Below are 19,381 nucleotides of genomic sequence, written 5' to 3'. Positions count from 1 at the left end.
TCCCGGCAGCCGTTTTTTTGAGCTGCCCTTGATCATTCAAATTCTGATCATCACCAATTTCTCATGGGAAATGGTGATGTAAAATGAAATAAAACCTTGCTTCCATACCAATTCAGTTATGAATGGCGACGAATATCCTGCTCGGCTGTCGTTCCCAAGCGCTTGATCGAACCGACCAGTTGCAACGCGTGGCGCAACGAAGCTGCCGTTGCCACCACCATAGGGGGCAATAGCAGCCATTCCAATGTCCAGGCGGCGCCAGAGCGCTCCTGCTCGTGTACCAGCGACTGGTGAATGCCCGAAAGCTGCACCGCATTGAAGCGGGCAAACGTGACCAGCGTTTCGGCAGCGACCGGGTTTTGTTTGTGCGGCATCGCCGATGAACCGCCGCCGCCGGCAAGCTCGATCTCGTCGCCCGCCTGCGCCAGAAGTGCCACGTCCTGGCCGATCTTGCCGAGGCTGCCGGAGATCATCGAAAGCAATCCGGCCAGTTCGGCAACGCGCCCCCTCTGGCTCTGCCATTGCGGCTCGTCCGTGAGGCCGAGCGCTTGTGCCAGCGAACTCCTGACTTCCGCCGCATTCGGCCCGAATTTTTCCAACGTACCGGCGGCCCCGCCGAATTGCAGCGGAAAAGTCTCCTGCGTCAGCCGATCGCGGTACTGATCGAGCGGATGCTGCCAAGCCCGCAGCCGATCGGACACGGTGATCGCAATCGCCGCCTGCATCCGGGTGCGACCCATCAGCCTGTTCGATCCGAAACGCTCATCCAGTTTGGCAAGCGCGGATGATACGGCGAAGAGGCGGCCGCTCAGGATAAATGCCGCTGCCTTCAGCCTCAGCATCAAGCTGGTGTCGATGACATCCTGGCTGGTGGCGCCGAAATGGACATGCTTGCCTGCATCCTCGCCGACGGCCTTGCGCAGCTGTCTGACAAGATCGGGGACGACGACACCATCTGAAGCCGTCGCCGTCTTCAGGCTTTGCAGATCCGGTTCGAAAGTCGCGCAGACTTCGGCGATACGAGCAGCCGCTGCCTGCGGGATCAACCCATGCCGCGCCTCGACCTCGGCAAGCGCTGCTTCGAAGGCGAGCATGGAACGGATATCGGCCTGGGCCGAGAAATAGGCCGCAATCTCCTCGTCACCGAGAAGGCCTGACAGAAAGGAATGATCGAAGGGAGAAACGCTCATGGCTTATATATCGAGGAAAACCGTTTCCTTGTCGCCCTGCAAATGGACGTCGAAGGTGTAGACGGAGCCTTCCTTGCGGGCGATCAGCGTTGCCAAACGTTCCTTGTGTTCGATGCGGGCAAGCAAAGGATCTTCCACGTTGGCGGCAGCCTCTTCCGGAAAATACATCCGCGTATGCAGACCGATATTAATACCGCGCGCCACGATCCAGACGGTGATGTGCGGCGCCATCTTGCGGCCGTCCTTGAAGGGAACACGGCCGGGCTTGATGGTCTCGAAACGGAAAACGCCGTCAGTCGAATTGGTCGGACAACGCCCCCAGCCGGTAAAATGCGGATCGGCCGTGCCGCGCAACTCCGACGGGCTGTTGTACAATCCGGCACTGTCTGCCTGCCAGATTTCGAGGACGGCATCCTTGACCGGCGCTCCCGCCCCATCAATCACCCTGCCCGTCACCGTAATGCGCTCGCCAAGCGTCTTGTCGTTGACCATGACGGAGCCGAGATCGGCCTCGTAGACGCCGCCTATCTCGCTGTAATTCGGCGTCAGACCGATATGGACGTAAGGGCCTGCCGTCTGCGACGGCGTTTCCTTCAGATAGCCGAGATCCTGTACCATCAATTGCCCTCCGGCCGGTTTTCGAACAGGGTCGAACGGCGACCGCGCAGCACGATATCGAATTTATAGGCGCGGGCATCCATCGGGATCGTATTACCCCAGTCGAGCGGTGCAATCAGCTGCTCGATCGCCTGTTTGTCGGGGATCGTGCCGACGATCGGACATTTCCAGATCATCGGATCGCCCTCGAAATACATCTGCGTGATCAGCCGCTGCGCAAAGCCGTGGCCGAAGACGGAGAAGTGGATATGCGCCGGCCGCCAGTCATTGACGCCGTTCGGCCAGGGATAGGCGCCGGGGCGTATGGTGCGAAAGGCATAGCGCCCCTCATCATCCGTGATGGCGCGGCCGCAGCCGCCAAAATTCGGATCGATAGCAGCGAGATAGGTTTCCTTCTTGTGGCGATAGCGCCCTCCGGCATTGGCCTGCCAGAATTCGAGCAGCACGCCCGGCACCGGTCGGGCGCGCTCATCGAGTACACGACCATGAACGATGATCCGTTCACCGATGGCGCTTTCGCCAGGCTTGGCAAAATTATGGATCAGGTCGTTGTCGAGTTCGTTCAATATGGAATGACCGAAGACCGGCCCGGTGATTTCCGAGATCGTGCCGTCGAGCGACAGCAATGCGCGCTGTGGCGAGCGCAATACGGAGGTCTTGTAGCCGGGCGCAAAGGCCGGCGGATGCCATGCGCGGTCTCTCGCGAAAAAGGCGCCCGTTTCGGGCTTGCTGTTGGTTCTATCGGACATGTCTGCCTCGTTTCATGCCGCCTGTTCGGCGTCCATCTGTTCGAAAACCTGCTTGGCGATCTTGATCGCGTGGTTGGCGGCCGGCACGCCAGCATAGATCGCCACATGCAGAAGCGCCTCGCAGATGTCCTCGCGCGTCGCGCCGGTATTGCGCGTTGCGCGCACATGCATGGCCACCTCATCATCCTGACCAAGTGCGGCCAGAAGCGCGATCGTCACGATGGAGCGCTCGCGCCGGCTGAGCGTCGGGCGCGACCAGACATGCCCCCAAGCCGCTTCGGTGATCAGCTCCTGGAAAGGCTGGTCGAACTCCGTTACGGCCTGCTGCGCACGATCGACATGGCTGTCGCCGAGCACAGCGCGGCGTGTCGCCATGCCCTGAAGATAGCGCTCGGACGGCGCGGTAGGGTCATTCATCAGGCTTGTTCTCCACGCAGGACGACATCGATGAAGGCACGGATGACTTCGGTCAACGCCTCGGGTTGTTCGACGCAGGGGATATGGCCGGCGTCCTTGATCACTTCATAACGCGCATTCGGAATGAGCTTAGCCGTCGACAGAACCACATCGGGCGGCGTCGAGCCATCTTGATCACCGACGATGCAGATGGTGGGCACGGCGATCTTGGCCGCGGCTTCGGTGAGATCGGCATCGCGAAGGGCCGCGCAGGTGGCGGCATAGCCCGCGACCGGCTGGCGGATCAGCATATTGCAATAGCCGGTATAGGCGATGTTTTCCGGACGGCGGAAGGCGGGCGTGAACCAGCGCTCCATGATGGAATCGACGATGGATTCGATACCCTCAGCTTCGACCTGCGCAATGCGGGCATTCCAACTCTCGGTCGTGCCGATCTTGTGGGCGGTATCGCAGAGGACCAGCGCCCGCACCAGATCCGGACGGCGTTGATAGAGCGACTGCGCGATCAGCCCGCCGACCGACAGGCCGCAGATAATGGCGTTCTTAACCGAGAGGAAATCGAGCAGCCCGGCAAGGTCGGTGGCATGATCCTCGATCGAATAAGGCATCTGACCGAGATCGGAGAGACCATGGCCGCGCTTGTCGTAGAGCACGATGGCGAAATCGCCGGCCAGGCGCACGATCACATCCCGCCAGATCCGGAAATCGGTGCCGAGCGAATTGGCAAAGACAAGAACCGGCTTGTCGGCGGGGCCGCCGATGATCTGATAGTGGATCGTGACGTCGTTGATGCGGGCAAACTGCACTGGAAATCTCCTCGACCGCGAGATTGGATGTATAATCTGGTTAGGTAAAATGATATTTCTTTGCTCTACGATAACTCCAGGGTTATGAGTAAGCATGCTCGACGCACGCATCAAGTTCCGCCATCTGCAAACCTTTGTCGAGGTTGCGCGCCAGAAAAGCGTGATCAAGGCGGCCGGGCTGCTGAATATCAGCCAGCCGGCGGTGACGAAAACCATCCGCGAACTCGAAGAAGCACTCGGCGTCGCCGTCTTCGAGCGCGATGGGCGCGGTATCCGCATCACCCGCTATGGCGAAGTTTTTCTCCGCCATGCCGGTGCCGCGTTGACAGCACTCCGACAAGGGTTGGACTCGGTTTCGCAGGAGCGCTCCGGCGAAGCGCCGCCGATCCGCGTCGGCGCACTGCCGACGGTCTCGACACGCATTATGCCGCGGGCGATGGACCTGTTTCTCAAAGAGGAGACCTGGAGCCGCATCAAGATCGTGACAGGCGAGAACGCGGTGCTGCTAGAGCAACTGCGCATCGGCGACCTCGATCTCGTCGTCGGCCGATTGGCGAGCCCCGACAAGATGACCGGCTTTTCCTTCGAGCACCTCTACTCTGAACAGGTCGTCTTCGCCGTCAGGGCCGGCCATCCGCTCCTATCGGGCGGGCAGTCGCTGTTTTCCGATCTCAACCGCTATACTGTCCTGATGCCCACGCGCGGCTCGATCATCCGGCCCTTCGTCGAGAGCTTCCTGATCGCCAACGGCGCCGGCGGACTGCCCAACCAGATCGAAACCGTGTCAGATTCCTTCGGCCGCGCCTTCGTGCGATCGAGCGACGCCATCTGGATCATCTCGGCCGGCGTCGTTGCCGGGGATGTCGATGACGGGCTATTGGCGCTGCTGCCGATCGATACCAGCGAAACGAAAGGACCGGTCGGCTTGACCATGCGCACCGACGCTATCCCCACCCTGCCCCTATCGATCCTGATGCAGACAATCCGAGAAGCGGCAGGCGAGATTGCCAAGAAGCTCTAATGCTCGCCTAGAACGGTAGACCGACATAATTCTCGGCGAGCGCGGTCGAAGCGGCGCGCGAATGGGTGAGATAATCGAGTTCGGCTTCCTGAATCTTCTGGTCGAAATCGCTGGTATCGGGAAAACGATGCATCATCGTCGTCATCCACCAGGAGAAGCGCACCGCCTTCCAAACGCGAGCAAGCGCGCGGGCGGAATAGGCGCCCAGCCCTGCATTCGAGCGATCCTGATAATGTTCGGCAAGCCCCGAAAACAGATAATGCACGTCGCTCGCCGCCAGATTGAGCCCTTTGGCGCCGGTCGGCGGCACGATATGGGCGGCATCGCCGACGAGGAAAAGGCGGCCGAACCGCATGGGCTCGGCCACGAAGGAGCGCAGCGGCGCGATCGATTTCTCGAAGGACGGCGCGGTGATCAGAGCCTCGGCATGATGGGCCGGCAGCCGGCGGCGCAGTTCATCCCAGAAGCGGTCGTCGCTCCAGTCCTCGACCTTCTCGTCGAGCGGACACTGAATGTAATAGCGGCTGCGTGTCATCGATCGCATGGAGCATAGCGCGAAACCACGGGGATGGTTGGCATAGATCAGCTCGTGATTGACGGGCGCCACCTCCGCCAGCACGCCGAGCCAGCCGAAGGGATAGACCTTCTCGAAGCTGCGGATTGCCTTTTGCGGCACCGATTTGCGGCTGACACCATGAAAGCCGTCACAGCCGGCAATGAAATCGCAATCGATGCGATGCGAAATGCCGTCCTTCTCGTAAGTCAGATAGGGCATATCGCCATCGAAACCGTGCGGCTGGACGTTGGCGGCGCCGTAGATGGTTGGAGCGCCGCTTTCCTCGCGGCGAGCCATCAGGTCACGGGTCATCTCCGTCTGACCATAGATGACGACCCGTTTGCCGCCGGTGAGACCATGAAGGTCGATGCGATGATCGCGGCCGTCGAAGGCGAGCGAGAAGCCATCATGCGGTAAGCCCTCGGCATGCAGGCGCGTGGCGGACTTCGCCTGATCCAGCAGGCGGACGGTGCCTTCCTCCAGAACGCCGGCGCGCACGCGGCCGAGAATATAATCCTTGCCGACCCGATCGAGAATGACATTGTCGATGCCGGCTTCCGTGAGCAGCTGGCCGAGCAGCAGCCCAGACGGCCCCGAACCGATAATGGCGACTTGAGTGCGCATTGTCTCCTCCCATGCATATTTCTTGCCTCAAGTCTCTTCGGCGCGAGGCAAGTCCGCAATGGACATTTCGGTCATGAAATTGCACAAATCGAACATGGCGAGGGAGGAGTGCCATGACGAAGAACGTGCCGATCTATGAGCTCTATGGCGAAAATACCGGCCGGAAGCCGGATTTCTGGCTGCATTGCGAAACAATTCCGTCCCGCAGCAGCCTCCATCACTGGGAGATCCGCCCACACCGGCATGAGAGCTTTTTCCAGATCTTGTACATAGATGCCGGATCCGGCGATGCCATCTTTGACGGAACTCCCCATGCCATAACGCCGCCCGCCGTCATTACCGTGCCGCCTCGCCTCAATCACGGCTTCCGCTTTTCGCGAGATATAGACGGCTTTGTCATCACGGTGCTGATCTCGCATCTGAAGGCGTCCCCGGGCGATCGCAGCCGGCTCGGAGCATGGCTTGCAGAGCCCCATTTAACCCTGCTCGACATGGGCAACGAAGACGCGGCTTATGTCGCCAATACGCTAAAACGCCTGGGCGAAGAATTTGCGAGCCACCGCAACGGCCGCAACGATCTGCTGGATGCCTATCTGACTTCGGCCTTGCTGCTGACGGCGCGTATAGCCCAAAAGGCTGAAGAAGGATCGACGCCAGGCGACGAAAGCGAGCGCCGCATGGAGATGCTGCAGGGCCTCATCCAGCGCCACTTCCGCTCGCACAAGCCGGCCGCCTTCTATGCCGAGAACCTCGGCATCTCGCCGGCCCATCTCAGCCGCATCGTACGCAGCCGGACCGGGCACGGCGCTCATGAATTGATTACGCGCAAGCTGCTGGATGAAGCCAAGCGCGAACTGGTCTTCACCTTCGCGACGGTCCAGGAAATCAGCTATCGCCTCGGCTTTGCCGATCCGGCTTATTTCTCGCGCTTCTTCGCCAAGCAGACTGGCCAGACGCCGCGCGCTTGGCGTATCGAGGAGCGGGAGAGGCTCGGGATGTGAGCAAGCATCTGGATCGAGGGCAGCCACCCGCCCTCGTGCTTCGAGGAGGCCTAAAGGACCGTCTCGAACCACGAAGATGCCCCGAAAATACAAAGCTACGGCAGCACCAGCCGCAGCGCCTTCTGCGTCTCCTTTAACAATGGCAGGAACCTCTCGGCCATGTCGGAAGCCGCAACATAGGCAGCCGGAGCACCGATATTGATCGCCGCCACGGTCTGGCCGCGATCGTTTTCGACCGGCACGGCAATCGAGCAAAGGCCGATTTCCAGCTCCTGATCGATAACGGCATAGCCCTGCTCCCTCACCCGGCGGAACTCGGCCATCAACTCCTCGGGATCGGTCTTGGTATTCGGCGTGTTCGCCTTGAGATCAGTTCGCCCAAGCACCGAACGCGCCTCGCCTTCCGACAGCGCCGCCAGCAGGACGCGGCCCATCGAAGCGCAGAAAGCCGGAAGGCGGCTGCCGGGCGTCAGGTTGATCGACATCACCCGACGCTGCGAGGCACGCGCGATATAGACGACTTCCGTGCCGTCGAGCACCGAGGCGGACGCATTCTGCCCGGCGCGCTCGGCAAGCTGATCGAGATGCGGCTGGATGATGGTCGGCAGCGGCGTCGCCGCCAGGTAGGCATGGCCGAGCCGCAGGATCTTCGGCGTCAGCGTAAAGAATTTGCCGTCATAAACAGCATAGCCGAGGTCGGAGAGCGTCAGCAGCGAACGGCGCACCGTGGCACGATCGAGGCCGGTCAACTTCGATGCCTCGGCGATCGTCAGGCGCTGCCGCGTCTCCCCAAAGGCCTCGATGACTTTCAATCCCCTGGCAAAGCCGCTGACGAAATCCGTTTCGCGCATAACAGCCTCCAATCCTCATCCGATTTGTGCGATATATGAACAAAAATCAAATAACGCACAAATTAATTGCCGTCCAGTCCATGCTGATCTATTCGAAAGGAAGAGGACGGGGCGCCTTGGTCCGCCCGCATTTGCAAGTGGGAGTTTTCGCATGGATAAGACAATTGCGAGCACGGCGGCTGCCGTCTCCGAGATCGGCGATGGTGCGACCGTGATGATCGGTGGCTTTGGCGGCTCAGGCGCGCCGATCGAACTCATCCACGCGCTGATCGACAAAGGTCCTAAGAACCTGACTGTCATCAACAACAATGCCGGCAACGGGCGCATCGGCATCGCAGCCATGATCGATGCCGGCATGGTCAGGAAGATGATCTGCTCCTTCCCGCGCTCATCCGATCCGCGCGCCTTCACGGACCGTTATCTGGCGGGCGAAATCGAGCTGGAACTGGTGCCTCAGGGCACTCTTGCCGAACGTATCCGCGCCGGCGGCGCCGGCATTCCGGCTTTCTACACCCCCACAGCCTATGGCACCGAACTCGCCAACGGCAAGGTCATCGCGGAATTCGACGGTCGTCACTACGTCCAGGAGCGCTGGCTCAAGGCCGATTTCGCCATTGTCAAAGCTGCAGTCGGCGACGTGCAGGGCAATCTCATCTACAATAAGGCCGGCCGCAATTTTAACCCGCTGATGTGCATGGCCGCGGCCAAGACGATCGCACAGGTCTCGAAAATCGTTGCCGCCGGCGAGCTCGATCCTGAGCACATCGTTACCCCCGGCATCTTCGTCAACGGCGTTGTTGAGGTCGCCGATCCGCAGCAGGAAGAGAATCTCATTCGAGCCGGAGTGGCCTACGTATGACCATCGACACACGCGAAGACATTAAGCTCTCCAATGCGCAGATCGCCTGGCGCGCGGCTCAGGATATCGAAGATGGCGCCTATGTGAACCTCGGCATCGGCTTTCCGGAAATGGTCGCCCGCTACCAGCCCTCGGGCCGTCAGGCGATCTTCCACACCGAAAACGGCATCCTGAATTTCGGCGAGCCGCCGGCGGAGGGCGAAGAGGATTGGGACCTGATCAACGCCGGCAAGAAGGCCGTCACGCTGAAACCCGGCGCCTCCTTCTTCCATCATGCCGATAGTTTCGCCATGGTACGCGGCGGCCATCTGGATGTCGCGATCCTCGGTGCCTATCAGGTGGCGCAAAATGGCGACCTCGCCAACTGGCGCGTCGGCTCGAAGGGTGTGCCCGCCGTCGGCGGGGCCATGGATCTGGTCCATGGCGCCAAGCAGGTTTTCGTCATCACCGAACATGTGACGAAGGACGGCAAGCCGAAACTAGTGGAGGCCTGCACCTTCCCATTGACCGGCGTCGGCTGCATTACCCGCATCTATACGAGCCATGCGGTCATCGACATTGCCAAGGAAGGCTTCGTCGTCCGTGAAAAGCTCGCCGCCATGACGATGGACGAGCTGCAGGCGATGACCGGCGCGCCGCTCCATATCGATCGCCCCGTTGCCGACCTCATTGTGCCGAAGCTCTGAAGCCCGTTGCGATCTTTCAGACTCGCGCGCAATGCTTTAAGCTTATAATATCTCGTAGGTCGCTATTGCAAACCGCCATAACGTTTTGCGCGACATGCCGTAGGGAGAAGATCATGACCGAAGCCTTCATCTGTGACTATATCCGCACGCCGATCGGCCGCTTCGGCGGATCGCTTTCTTCCGTCCGCGCCGACGATCTCGGCGCCGTGCCGCTGAAGGCACTAATCGAGCGCAACGGCTCGGTCGACTGGGAAGCCATCGACGACGTTATCTACGGCTGCGCCAACCAGGCGGGCGAAGACAATCGCAACGTCGCGCGCATGGCAGGCCTGCTGGCCGGCCTGCCGATTTCGGTGCCCGGGACGACGATCAACCGGCTTTGCGGCTCGGGCATGGATGCCGTCATCACAGCTGCCCGCGCCATCCGCGCCGGCGAGGCCGACATCATGATCGCTGGTGGCGTCGAAAGCATGTCGCGAGCGCCTTTCGTCATTCCCAAGGCCGAAAGCGCCTTTTCGCGCAATGCCGAGATCTACGACACCACCATCGGCTGGCGCTTCGTCAATCCTGTCATGAAGAAGCAGTATGGCGTCGACTCCATGCCGGAAACCGGCGAGAACGTCGCCGAAGATTACAAGGTCACTCGCGAAGATCAGGACGCCTTTGCCGTCCGCTCGCAGGCAAAGGCTGCGGCAGCACAGGAGAACGGCCGGCTTGCCAAGGAGATCACCTCAGTCACGATCCCGCAGCGCAAGGGCGATCCGGTTATCGTCGGCAAGGACGAGCATCCGCGCGCAACCTCGATGGAAGCGCTTGCCAAGCTCGGCACGCCTTTCAAGAAGGAAGGCGGCACGGTGACGGCCGGCAACGCCTCCGGCGTCAATGATGGCGCTGCCGCACTCATCATTGCTTCAGAAGCAGCGGCCAGAAAATACGGCCTGACGCCGATAGCGCGCATTCTGGGCGGTGCGGCTGCCGGCGTCCCCCCGCGCATTATGGGGATCGGCCCGGTTCCGGCCTCGCGCAAGCTCATGACGCGCTTCGGCATGCGCCAGGAACAGTTCGATGTCATCGAACTCAACGAAGCCTTCGCTTCCCAGGGACTTGCCGTGTTGCGCGAACTCGGCATTGCTGACGACGATACCCGCGTCAATCGCAATGGCGGTGCCATCGCGCTTGGTCATCCGCTTGGCATGTCTGGCGCCCGCATCACCGGCACCGCCGCCCTGGAGCTTAAGGAAACCGGCGGCCGCTATTCGCTTTCCACCATGTGCATCGGCGTCGGCCAGGGCATCGCCATCGCGCTGGAACGGGTCTGATCGTTCCAGCCCATGGTCCGCGGCCGGATGAGCGGCGGACCACGACCGCTTCCAAGCGCCCGATGCAGGCCTGGCGACGGCGGCAATCAGTAATGATCTGGAACGGCAAAGGCTTTGGAGCGTTTTCCTGCTGCTCAGTGGGATCAGTCCATGCCGTCACGCCAGAATGTCTCGAAGCCATTTTCGTCAAACGCCGTTATCATTCTCATTACCGTCGCCCTGTTACTGTCGATTGCGCAATCCGCCTTCGCAGCGGAGGGGCAGAAGGCCAGTCACCCTTCGGAAGGGCTGTTCCTGATCCAGATCATTCTGCTTGTCGTATCAGGCAGGCTGCTCGGCGAATTGATGGTGCGCATCGGCCAGCCATCGATCATGGGCCAGATCATCGCCGGCATCATTCTCGGCCCCTCCCTTTTCGGCCTGATCTTCCCGCATGCACAAGCGAGCCTTTTTCCTTCGGACGGCGCACAAAAGAGCATGGTCGATGCGGTCGGCCAGCTCGGCATTCTCTTTCTCCTGTTGCTCGCCGGCATGGAGACCGATCTCGGTCTTGCGAAACGTCTGCGCAAATCCGCGGCCGGCGTCTCTCTGACCGGTATCGCCATCCCGTTTGCTGCGGGATTTGCCTTAGGCGAGCTCATCCCCGACGCCTTGCTTCCCGATCCTCAAAAGCGGTTGGTAACCTCCCTCTTCCTGGGCACTGCGCTTTCCATCTCCTCGGTGAAGATCGTCGCTTCCGTGGTTCGCGAGATGGATTTCATGCGCCGGAACATCGGCCAACTGATCGTCGCCTCCGCTATCATCGACGATACGATCGGGTGGGTCATCATCGCCATAACATTCGGTCTTGCCGAAAAAGGCACGGTCGATCTCACGACGTTGGCAACCAGCGTGATCGGGACGCTGGCCTTCATGGCCGTCAGCTTCACCGTCGGCAGACGGGTAGTCTTCGAAATTATCCGCTGGACCAACGACAATTTCCACAGCGACCTGCCCGTGCTCAGCGCCATCATCGCAATCATGGGTACGATGGCGATCATCACCAACCTCATCGGCGTCCATACCGTCCTCGGCGCCTTCGTTGCCGGCATTCTGGTCGGTGAATCGCCCATTCTCACACGTCAGATCGATGTGCAGCTTCGCGCCTTGACGACGGCTCTGTTCATGCCCGTCTTCTTCGGGCTGACCGGCCTGCAGACCGATCTCACCGTGCTTGCCGATCCCTCCATCCTGCTGCTGACGGCTGCCGTCGTGGTCATAGCGAGCATCGGCAAGTTCGGCGGCGCTTTTGCCGCCGCCAGGTTCGGCGGCTATTCGGCATCGGAGGCCCTGGCGCTCGGCTGCGGCATGAATGCGAGGGGATCGACGGAAGTGATCGTCGCGACCATAGGCCTGTCGGTCGGCGTGCTGGACGAAAAACTCTTCTCCGTCATCGTCGCCATGGCCGTCATCACCACCATGGCGATGCCGCCGACGCTTCGTTGGGCACTTGCCCGCCTGCCGCTGCGCGAAGAGGAACGCAATCGTCTGGAGCGCGAACAATTCGAAAGCGAGAGCTTCCTCGGAAATTTTGAACGCATCCTGCTGGCTGTCGACGGTTCACAAAGCAGCCGTCTGGCAACCTGGATCGCCGCTTTCTTCGCGGTGACGCGCAAGATGCCCGTCACGGTGATGGATGCGCGCGAAGCCGATGAAACTCTGGACGCGCCCGATGCATCGGGAGACTTGCGTCCAGCGTCGCAAGCCAAGACAATCGCGGAAGATCTGCGCCAATACGCCACCGACCTGCTTGCGTCTGCGCCACCGGAGCAGAATTTGGCTGGCCAAGGCGATATCCATGTGACAGTTCGAGAAAAGAGCGACAAACTCGAAACTGTACTCGAAGACGTCTCCGATACAGGCCACGATCTTCTCCTTGCGGGCATCGAACCCTCCTTGGGAGACGATGGTCGCTTTGGCCCGTCGCTGCAGGTCATGACATCGGCGTTCCAGGGAATTTCGGCGATCATAACGGCACGCGGCTCGCTTCCAAAGAATCCGGGGGATCTGCGGATCCTTCTGCCCGTCAGCGGCACGGAGCGTTCCATCCGCGCTGCCGAATTCGGGCTCGCGATCGCAAAGGCGGCAAACGCCCATTGCGCGCTGTTGTTAATCGTCGAGCCGCGCAACGCCAGCGCTATTCCACGCATCAGCGACCGCGGCAGCGACCATCGGGATATTTTGAACAAGGTCGGTGCCATTGCAGATTATTATGGCGTGCAGATCGAAAAGGTCGTGCAGCAAGGCCCCTCGCCGGAGCTCTCGATCCTACGGCATGCACGCAGCGGCGGGTATAATCTGATCGTGCTCGGCGTAAGCAAAAGAGCCAGCGGCAGCCTTTCCTACGGAAGCGTCGCCGACACGATGCTGCAGACCGCCGACAGATCCTGCATTTTCATCGAAACCGATCTGGCCTCTTCCTCGCCGGCAATTCCCGAATAAACCGACCATCAGCCATGAGATGAATCAGGAGAATCGATAAAAGACATCAACGCTATTCATTTTTCCTATGCTGCCTCCTGGGCCATATTGGCCGGCAACATGATTTGACCGAGCGCACCGATGTCCGACCTTGCCCTTTCGCGTGACCATGAAGAAGCCGATACGCGGGAGGGATGGAAGGTCGTTGCCGCCGCCCATGTGCTGACGGCCGTGACGTTCGGAGCCGCCTACTCCTTCTCCGCCACCTTACCGGGCCTTGCCGCGGAGTTTAGCGCCTCCCGCGGTGAGATCGCCCTCGTCTTCTCCATTTCCGCATTCCTCTTCTACTCGCTCGGCGCGATTGCCGGGCCTCTCGCCGACAGATGGTCGCCCCGCGGTCTGGTTCTTCTGGGGCTTGCCGCCATGATCCTCGGCTATATCGGCGCCAGCCGCGCCGGGTCCCTGACCGCCCTTTACATCTGGTATGGCTTCGGCGTCGGGTTTGGGATCGGCCTCTCATACGTTCCGGCGATCGGAGCGGTGCAGTCTTGGTTCATCCACAAACGAAGCCAGGCGTCGGGCATCGCGACGGCGGGGATTGGACTTGGCACCCTGATCCTGCCCTTTGCCATCGGCAAGGCCCTTCCCTTCATCGGCTGGCGAGGATGTTTCCTTACTCTTGCCTGCATCTTCGCGGTCTTTGGCGTGCCGGCGGCATTGCTTGTCCGCAAGCGACGGGACAGTACGATCTCGCACCTGGCTTACGCCGGCGACCATACGCTCCCCGCAATATGGCGTGACGGACGGTTCTGGCTTTTCTATGTCGTGCTTCTCCTGTCCTCTCTGTGCACCTTCATTCCTTACGTCCATATCGTCGCCGCCGCCCGCGACATGGGTCTTTCCATTCAGGACGGAACCGCCCTTGTCAGCGTTATCGGTGTCGGCAGCATCGTCGGCCGCTTCTTTCTCGCAGGCCTGGGAGATCGTTTCGGCCGCCGGCAGCTGCTGGCATCGCTCACCCTTGCAGTCGCTGCCTCCTTTGCCATATGGGCGTCGGCATCAGGCATGATCCAGCTCACTTTATTCGCATTGATCTTCGGCATGAGCTATGGCGGGTGCGTCGGCCTTTATCCGGCTGTCGCCGCTGACTTGTTCGGCACGCGCCAGATTGGTGCAGTTATCGGGTATCTCTATTCGGCCGTGGGTGTAGCAGCCCTGATCGGGCCAACTGCAGCAGGCTTTATTTTCGACCATACCGGCAGCTATTCCGGCCCGATTATTGCAAGCGGCGTCGCGGCGTTCGTAGCAGGCTTCATAGCGTTGCGCCTTGGGAAAAAGTCCTAGAGCTGGGCCGCGATTGCCGCCTTGTCGATGACAGACCAGACGTTCCGGATTCGCCTGTCCAGAAACTCATAGAAGACATTCTCGGCAAACTGTACCCTTCTGCCATTCACCGCCATACCGAACAGCATGCCCGTCGGCCTGCAATCAAATTGCAGGCGGCTTGCGACGCGTGGCGGTTCGCAGATCAGTAAAGTGATATCGAAATGAAGATCGGGAATGGCGCGAAAATCATCTTCGAGCATTTGCCGATAGCCTGATAGCCCGACATGGGCGCCATTATAGCACACGTCTTCGTGGACGAATTTACGCAGATTTGGCCAATCTTGTCCGTTGAGACAGGCAATATAGCCTCGGTAGATCTCGGACAGATCGACGTTTGCCATTCTCATCACCCTCGACCTGGAGACGGCCTGTGCTTCAGGCCGATGCCTGCAGACGGCGGCGGCCTGTATGCATCATCGTGATCGGATGCTTGAGCGCAGGTGCCGGACGGCCGATATGGTATCCCTGAACGGCGTCGATGCCAAAGGATTTGACGAGATTGAGTTGCTCCTCGTCCTCCACGCCCTCGACCAGGATGCGATGGCCGCGATTGCGCACCAGACCGATGATATCCTCGAGAAGGATCTTCGCGCCGTCGTTGCTTGCCGCATCATGCAGGAAGGATTTGTCGATCTTGACGGTTTCGAACTCCATCAGGCGAAGCCATGACAACCCGGCAAAACCTGTGCCGAAATCATCAAGCCAGAATTTGATGCCGAGCTTCTTCAGATCCTGAATGCTGTCGAGCACATCGGGGCGTATCTCCATATCGACGCCCTCGGTGATCTCGAACGCCACCCTGTGACCCGAAACGCCCGTTTCCGCCAAAATAGCCGCCACCTGCGCGGCGAAACCTGGAGCCCGCAGCTGGATCGGGGAGACGTTGATGCTGACGGTGTCGACGATGTCGCGGGTAAGCAAATCACAACAAGCCCTTCTGATCGCCCAATAGCCGAGCTCCATGATGGCCCCGGTGCGCTCCGCTATCGGGATAAAGACCGCCGGAGAAGCATTCGACCCGTCTAGCAACTGCAGGCGCATCAGAGCTTCATAGGCACCGATTTCTCCGGTCTGGAGATATTGGATCGGCTGATAGACAAGCGAGACGAGGTTCTGCTGGATGGCGATCTTCAGAATGGCTGCGATATTCTCGCTCGCATCGCCGCCGGGCAGCTCGTTCGGGTCGAATATCCGTGCGCAATTGCGGCCGCTCGCCTTTGCCGAATACAGGGCGCGATCAGCCTCATTGATCACATTCTCCAGCTTCGCGCCGGCGACGTCTCTCGTAATGGTCGCTCCAACGCTCACCGTGACATGCCGGAAGCCATCCAGGCGCTGTGCATGGACGATATCGAGAGCTTCGATCCCCTGACAAATGGCATCCGCCAGAGCCAGCGCATCCGCGCTGCTCTCCAGATCGAGGATAACGATGAATTCCTCGCCACCGTAGCGCCCGACCGTCGCACCGAGCGGAGCGACGATGTTCGACAGCGCATTGGCAACCGTCACAAGACAGTGATCACCCTCCTGATGGCCGTAATAATCATTGTACTTCTTAAAGAAGTCGACATCGACCAGCAGGATGGCGAATGCTGCGCCCTTCTCGCGCCAGCGATCCCAAAACTGTTTCAGCCTTATATCGGCAGCTCTTCTGTTCTCCATCCCGGTCAGGGAATCGGTAATGGAGAGCCGCAGAAGAGCTTCGCCGCGTTCTGTCGCCTGGCGCTGCTGCAGCTCCGCTTCTCTTGCATTGAGAAAGACGTTGAAGCGCTCCTTGTTCAGTTTCCAGTTCACATAGGAGGTGAATACGAAGCAACAGAGATAGAAGGTGGTGAAGGCCAGACAATAGGCGGCGCTGTAGTGAAATTCCGTCAGCGACAGCAGGAAAAAGGCGAAGATCAGCCCCGACGAGAGCAGTGCCAAACCGAATTCGAGGCTGAAGAAAAGGTTAACGCCCATCATGAAGATGGCGCCGAAGGCGGCATAATAGGAGAATGCCTCGGCATTGGCCGTCTGCAATGCCGGCAGCAGCCACACGACATATCCAAGAACGACAGCCGCAGCACATGTCGCCTCAAGCTCGCCGGCACGACGTTGCCGCGAAAACTGCATTTCCAGGGTCAGAAGCGAAAAGCCACCGATCAGAAACCGCGCAGGGATCGTCACGTGCGAAACGTCGGGAATGAAGACCAGATCCGTGATCAGGAAGAGGACATAAACAGGCACGGCAAGCCACAGACCGCTGCGAGCCAAGGCACGCCGCGCATCGTTGCTATAGGCTTTGTAGAGCGCACGCAGCTCATCGGGGCGGTTAGTCATGCGGGCCTCGCTCTGACCAAGATCGCTGCTTCCCGACAATCGACGCATGCTCATCATCACCCGAGTTAGCCGAGACTTCATGTCCACCGCGTTACCTTTGCGTCGCTCGAATGAACAAATCGCTCGCTTCACCACGGCGGCTAATTTGATCCGTTTGATAACGAAAGCGTTGCCGCAGCGACATTAACAAAACCATAGCGCTCAATTTTTATATGAGATATGGTTTGCGTAGTGTTCACGGAATGATTTAAAATTGAAACAATTTCAAACCGCTCTTGATGGCTTCAGCCTCGTTACCTCTCAGTCCATCTCGGAACATACGAGATCGTCCGGTAACAACCTTACAACCGATCAAATTAAGGAGGGCGAGGCCGAACTCGCCCTCGTTCTCTCCCTTACGCAGCAGGCCTTCGAAGCAAACGCACCCGTTCCCGGCACGATGAAGGCCTTGACCGAGCGTCTGCAGGCGCTGAAAAGCAAGACGACACCCCTGACCTGGGCCCATTTGGCCTCGGTTGCGCAGGGTCATCCCGTGTCGTCCTTCCTGCTGCAGGACCCTCTGACACGATGGTCCTTCGAAAAGCCGCGCGGCTATAGCGGGGATGCCTATCTGCTGGATTTCATTTACGAACATCCAGCCGTTGCTGCACAGGTGGCGGAAGCTTCGGCGCTGGGCGCTGAAGTTTACGATTTCACTCGGCGTGCAGCATCCGCAGTCGCCGTGCGTGAAAGGCGCGAGATCCTGGCAGCGCATGTCGATGCGGCGGCGGAGGCGACGGATGGCGCCGAGATCCTGGCGATCGCGGCCGGCCATCTTCGCGAAGCGGAGCTGTCTAAGGCTCTGCAGAGCGGCAGGCTCAAACGCTGGGTCGCACTTGATCAGGATCCGGTCAGCGTCGGGACGGTGAGCTCGGCCTTCCAAGGCAGCTGCATCGAAGCGATCAACGGCTCCGTTCGCACCATTTTGGGACGCGCACAGAAGCTCGGCACGTTCGACTTCATCTATGCAGCAGGCCTTTACGATTATCTGGCCGAAAGCGTAGCCGTGCGTCTGACGGAACGCTGCCTGCAGATGCTGAAGCCCGGCGGCAAGTTCCTGCTTGCAAACTTCGCCAAGGATATCGGTGTCGAAGGTTATATGGAGACCTTCATGAACTGGCCGCTGATCTGGCGAACGGACGAGGATGTCCAGTCGATCATCGACAAGGTCAAGCACCCGATCGCCGATGTTTCTCTTACACGCGGCGAAAACGGCGGCGTGATATACGCCGTTCTGACCGTATAGCCGACGGCAAGCGACATGACCGGCTAAGCCGCGTTGCGGCTTGGCCGGCGAAATCGGAACAGAGCAAGCAGCAGAAAATTAACCAAAGCGATTGCTGCAACGGCGGCAGGCGCTGCTGTATCTGGTGTAAATATCTGCCTCCGCAGCAAGTAGCCCGACACCAGAAACGGCGTATTCCACATCAATGCGCCGCAGAATGTTGCGATGGCGAAGCCTGGCAGCGGCATGGCGAGCACGCCTGCCGGAAATGCCATATAGGCCCTGACAACAGGCACAAGCTGGCCGAGGAACGTGACCCGTATCAGATTACCACGATAACTGCGCTTCAGACGCAGATACCGCTCTTCTTTAATATCCAGATACCTGGTCACCTTCAGCACGAAAATGTCGCCACGCACCGGCCCCAGCCATCGGCCCATTCCATACCAAAACAACGAGCCTGCCGTTGAACCACTGGCGGTAATGGCAATCACGATGGGTAGAGCCGCAAGATGGACGACACCCAACATACCCAGCATCAAGAGCATGCCGGCGGATGGTATGACTGGGACGAGCTTCTCGATCGCCGAACATAGCGCAAGACCAAGCAATCCCCATGCCACCAGATCGGGCAGCACATCCAACAGATGGGAGGTACCATTCATACGACCACAGCCGGATAATGAAGCGGCCTGCGCCGGACGATCTTATAGACCCTGGCGGGCGGGAAGTTGCGCAACACCCGGCCGTGCAGCGTTGCCTTGAAGCCGAACCGATCGAGCAAACGACGCGGCACCGGACAGCGGACACCATAGGTGAACTGATAGAGCGCCCCGCCCTCATGCAGCCTTGCCGAGACCGCAGTCAGAATGGCAATCACTGTCTTCGGCGACATGTTGAGCAGCGGCAATCCGCTGATCGCGCAGCCGAACCGCACGCCTTCCGGCAGGTTGTGAGTGCCGAGCCGCGCGGCATCGGCGCAGACGACACGAGCATCGGGAAACCGCTGTCGAAGCAGGCTGGCAAAGCCATGGGCAGACTCAATCAGCGTAATATCCCTCTCGCATATGCCGCGCGAAAGCAGGGCATGCGTGAACACGCCCGTTCCGGGGCCGAGTTCCAAAACCGGACCCGCGGAAGGATCGACTTCGCTTGTAATCAGATTGGCCAGCATCGTGCCGGACGGCGCTATGGCACCGACCATGCGCGGGTTGGTCAAGAGAGTTCGCAGAAATAGAGACGTGTTTGACATGTG

19 protein-coding genes are annotated in these 19,381 nt (G+C 59.9%); 8 read left to right on the top strand and 11 right to left on the bottom strand.

Annotated features, from left to right (window positions below):
• Positions 1-116 precede the first annotated feature (116 nt).
• Genes AC13RM_RS12980 through pcaD form a run of 5 tightly spaced genes read right to left on the bottom strand, consistent with a single transcriptional unit; the run spans position 117 to position 3,780 of the window.
• Positions 117-1,190 (bottom strand): 3-carboxy-cis,cis-muconate cycloisomerase, encoded by a 1,074-nt coding sequence (locus AC13RM_RS12980; protein WP_374821308.1) that lies wholly within the window; start codon positions 1,188-1,190, stop codon positions 117-119.
• Between the two features lie 3 nt (positions 1,191-1,193).
• Positions 1,194-1,808, bottom strand: coding sequence for a protocatechuate 3,4-dioxygenase subunit alpha (gene pcaG / locus AC13RM_RS12975; RefSeq protein WP_374821305.1), 615 nt, complete (start codon positions 1,806-1,808; stop codon positions 1,194-1,196).
• Positions 1,808-2,557 (bottom strand): protocatechuate 3,4-dioxygenase subunit beta, encoded by a 750-nt coding sequence (gene pcaH / locus AC13RM_RS12970; protein WP_488555161.1) that lies wholly within the window; start codon positions 2,555-2,557, stop codon positions 1,808-1,810. Before pcaH ends, pcaG begins: the two co-directional genes overlap by 1 nt.
• Positions 2,558-2,569: 12 nt before the next feature.
• The gene (gene pcaC, locus AC13RM_RS12965; protein ID WP_113228390.1) at positions 2,570-2,974 is read right to left on the bottom strand and encodes a 4-carboxymuconolactone decarboxylase; all 405 of its coding nucleotides are present in this window, start codon (positions 2,972-2,974) and stop codon (positions 2,570-2,572) included.
• Positions 2,974-3,780 carry a 3-oxoadipate enol-lactonase gene (pcaD, locus tag AC13RM_RS12960; protein ID WP_488555160.1) on the bottom strand — a complete coding sequence of 269 codons (807 nt, stop codon included), beginning with the start codon at positions 3,778-3,780 and terminating at the stop codon, positions 2,974-2,976. Before pcaD ends, pcaC begins: the two co-directional genes overlap by 1 nt.
• Positions 3,781-3,874: 94 nt before the next feature.
• Here pcaD and pcaQ point away from each other — a divergent pair, with 94 nt between their 5' ends.
• Positions 3,875-4,801, top strand: coding sequence for a pca operon transcription factor PcaQ (gene pcaQ, locus AC13RM_RS12955; protein WP_488555159.1), 927 nt, complete (start codon positions 3,875-3,877; stop codon positions 4,799-4,801).
• 7 nt (positions 4,802-4,808) lie between these two features.
• Here the strand turns inward: pcaQ and pobA are convergent, their stop codons facing one another.
• The gene (pobA, locus tag AC13RM_RS12950; protein ID WP_488555158.1) at positions 4,809-5,981 is read right to left on the bottom strand and encodes a 4-hydroxybenzoate 3-monooxygenase; all 1,173 of its coding nucleotides are present in this window, start codon (positions 5,979-5,981) and stop codon (positions 4,809-4,811) included.
• 113 nt (positions 5,982-6,094) lie between these two features.
• On the opposite strand from pobA, the gene AC13RM_RS12945 reads away from it, so the two are divergent.
• On the top strand, positions 6,095-6,982 hold the full coding sequence (locus tag AC13RM_RS12945) for a helix-turn-helix domain-containing protein (RefSeq protein ID WP_488555157.1): 888 nt from the start codon (positions 6,095-6,097) through the stop codon (positions 6,980-6,982).
• Positions 6,983-7,077: 95 nt separating this feature from the next.
• Here the strand turns inward: AC13RM_RS12945 and AC13RM_RS12940 are convergent, their stop codons facing one another.
• Complete coding sequence (locus AC13RM_RS12940) at positions 7,078-7,833, bottom strand: IclR family transcriptional regulator (RefSeq protein ID WP_440478280.1); 756 nt, start codon at positions 7,831-7,833, stop codon at positions 7,078-7,080.
• 151 nt (positions 7,834-7,984) lie between these two features.
• On the opposite strand from AC13RM_RS12940, the gene AC13RM_RS12935 reads away from it, so the two are divergent.
• The 5 genes from AC13RM_RS12935 to AC13RM_RS12915 all read left to right on the top strand — a co-directional run bounded on the left by AC13RM_RS12935 (position 7,985) and on the right by AC13RM_RS12915 (position 14,501).
• The gene (locus AC13RM_RS12935; RefSeq protein ID WP_488555156.1) at positions 7,985-8,692 is read left to right on the top strand and encodes a 3-oxoacid CoA-transferase subunit A; all 708 of its coding nucleotides are present in this window, start codon (positions 7,985-7,987) and stop codon (positions 8,690-8,692) included.
• A complete protein-coding gene (locus tag AC13RM_RS12930) occupies positions 8,689-9,378 on the top strand; it encodes a CoA transferase subunit B (protein ID WP_440478278.1) in 690 nt (229 codons plus the stop codon). The genes AC13RM_RS12935 and AC13RM_RS12930 overlap by 4 nt, the downstream gene beginning before the upstream one ends.
• A 113-nt stretch (positions 9,379-9,491) precedes the next feature.
• Positions 9,492-10,697, top strand: a complete 1,206-nt coding sequence (pcaF, locus tag AC13RM_RS12925; RefSeq protein ID WP_488555155.1) for a 3-oxoadipyl-CoA thiolase — start codon at positions 9,492-9,494, stop codon at positions 10,695-10,697.
• A gap of 150 nt (positions 10,698-10,847) precedes the next feature.
• Positions 10,848-13,178: a cation:proton antiporter domain-containing protein gene (locus tag AC13RM_RS12920; RefSeq protein WP_488555154.1), complete on the top strand. Its 2,331-nt coding sequence runs from the start codon at positions 10,848-10,850 to the stop codon at positions 13,176-13,178.
• Positions 13,179-13,298: 120 nt separating this feature from the next.
• Entirely contained in the window at positions 13,299-14,501 is a 1,203-nt protein-coding gene (locus AC13RM_RS12915) for an MFS transporter (protein WP_374821274.1), read from the top strand.
• Here the strand turns inward: AC13RM_RS12915 and AC13RM_RS12910 are convergent.
• Both AC13RM_RS12910 and AC13RM_RS12905 read right to left on the bottom strand, forming a co-directional pair.
• Complete coding sequence (locus tag AC13RM_RS12910) at positions 14,498-14,884, bottom strand: ester cyclase (RefSeq protein WP_095437132.1); 387 nt, start codon at positions 14,882-14,884, stop codon at positions 14,498-14,500. The two genes, AC13RM_RS12915 and AC13RM_RS12910, sit on opposite strands and share 4 nt — an antisense overlap.
• A 34-nt stretch (positions 14,885-14,918) precedes the next feature.
• Positions 14,919-16,862, bottom strand: coding sequence for a putative bifunctional diguanylate cyclase/phosphodiesterase (locus AC13RM_RS12905; protein WP_374821270.1), 1,944 nt, complete (start codon positions 16,860-16,862; stop codon positions 14,919-14,921).
• A gap of 253 nt (positions 16,863-17,115) precedes the next feature.
• Between AC13RM_RS12905 and AC13RM_RS12900 the strand changes: the two genes are divergently transcribed.
• Entirely contained in the window at positions 17,116-18,147 is a 1,032-nt protein-coding gene (locus AC13RM_RS12900; RefSeq protein WP_374821267.1) for a class I SAM-dependent methyltransferase, read from the top strand.
• A 23-nt stretch (positions 18,148-18,170) separates the two neighbouring features.
• Here the strand turns inward: AC13RM_RS12900 and AC13RM_RS12895 are convergent, their stop codons facing one another.
• Positions 18,171-18,791: a DedA family protein gene (locus AC13RM_RS12895; RefSeq protein ID WP_374821264.1), complete on the bottom strand. Its 621-nt coding sequence runs from the start codon at positions 18,789-18,791 to the stop codon at positions 18,171-18,173.
• Positions 18,788-19,378, bottom strand: coding sequence for a class I SAM-dependent methyltransferase (locus AC13RM_RS12890; protein WP_095437136.1), 591 nt, complete (start codon positions 19,376-19,378; stop codon positions 18,788-18,790). The genes AC13RM_RS12895 and AC13RM_RS12890 overlap by 4 nt, the downstream gene beginning before the upstream one ends.
• Positions 19,379-19,381: the final 3 nt, after the last annotated feature.

This window comes from Martinezella sp. CNPSo 3732 (assembly GCF_057784515.1).
Note: the sequence above shows the minus strand (reverse complement) of the source record. Positions and strands in the feature narration are given on the sequence as shown.

Bases quoted from the DNA above. Each gene is read 5' to 3' on its own strand.
- AC13RM_RS12945 (WP_488555157.1), top strand. From the start codon at position 6,095: ATGACGAAGAACGTGCCGATCTATGAGCTCTATGGCGAAAATACCGGC.
- pcaC (WP_113228390.1), bottom strand. From the start codon at position 2,974: ATGAATGACCCTACCGCGCCGTCCGAGCGCTATCTTCAGGGCATGGCG.
- pcaQ (WP_488555159.1), top strand. From the start codon at position 3,875: ATGCTCGACGCACGCATCAAGTTCCGCCATCTGCAAACCTTTGTCGAG.
- AC13RM_RS12905 (WP_374821270.1), bottom strand. From the start codon at position 16,862: ATGACTAACCGCCCCGATGAGCTGCGTGCGCTCTACAAAGCCTATAGC.
- AC13RM_RS12935 (WP_488555156.1), top strand. From the start codon at position 7,985: ATGGATAAGACAATTGCGAGCACGGCGGCTGCCGTCTCCGAGATCGGC.
- AC13RM_RS12980 (WP_374821308.1), bottom strand. From the start codon at position 1,190: ATGAGCGTTTCTCCCTTCGATCATTCCTTTCTGTCAGGCCTTCTCGGT.
- AC13RM_RS12895 (WP_374821264.1), bottom strand. From the start codon at position 18,791: ATGAATGGTACCTCCCATCTGTTGGATGTGCTGCCCGATCTGGTGGCA.
- AC13RM_RS12920 (WP_488555154.1), top strand. From the start codon at position 10,848: ATGCCGTCACGCCAGAATGTCTCGAAGCCATTTTCGTCAAACGCCGTT.
- AC13RM_RS12910 (WP_095437132.1), bottom strand. From the start codon at position 14,884: ATGGCAAACGTCGATCTGTCCGAGATCTACCGAGGCTATATTGCCTGT.
- AC13RM_RS12915 (WP_374821274.1), top strand. From the start codon at position 13,299: ATGTCCGACCTTGCCCTTTCGCGTGACCATGAAGAAGCCGATACGCGG.
- pcaG (WP_374821305.1), bottom strand. From the start codon at position 1,808: ATGGTACAGGATCTCGGCTATCTGAAGGAAACGCCGTCGCAGACGGCA.
- pcaH (WP_488555161.1), bottom strand. From the start codon at position 2,557: ATGTCCGATAGAACCAACAGCAAGCCCGAAACGGGCGCCTTTTTCGCG.
- AC13RM_RS12930 (WP_440478278.1), top strand. From the start codon at position 8,689: ATGACCATCGACACACGCGAAGACATTAAGCTCTCCAATGCGCAGATC.
- pobA (WP_488555158.1), bottom strand. From the start codon at position 5,981: ATGCGCACTCAAGTCGCCATTATCGGTTCGGGGCCGTCTGGGCTGCTG.
- AC13RM_RS12890 (WP_095437136.1), bottom strand. From the start codon at position 19,378: ATGTCAAACACGTCTCTATTTCTGCGAACTCTCTTGACCAACCCGCGC.
- AC13RM_RS12940 (WP_440478280.1), bottom strand. From the start codon at position 7,833: ATGCGCGAAACGGATTTCGTCAGCGGCTTTGCCAGGGGATTGAAAGTC.
- pcaF (WP_488555155.1), top strand. From the start codon at position 9,492: ATGACCGAAGCCTTCATCTGTGACTATATCCGCACGCCGATCGGCCGC.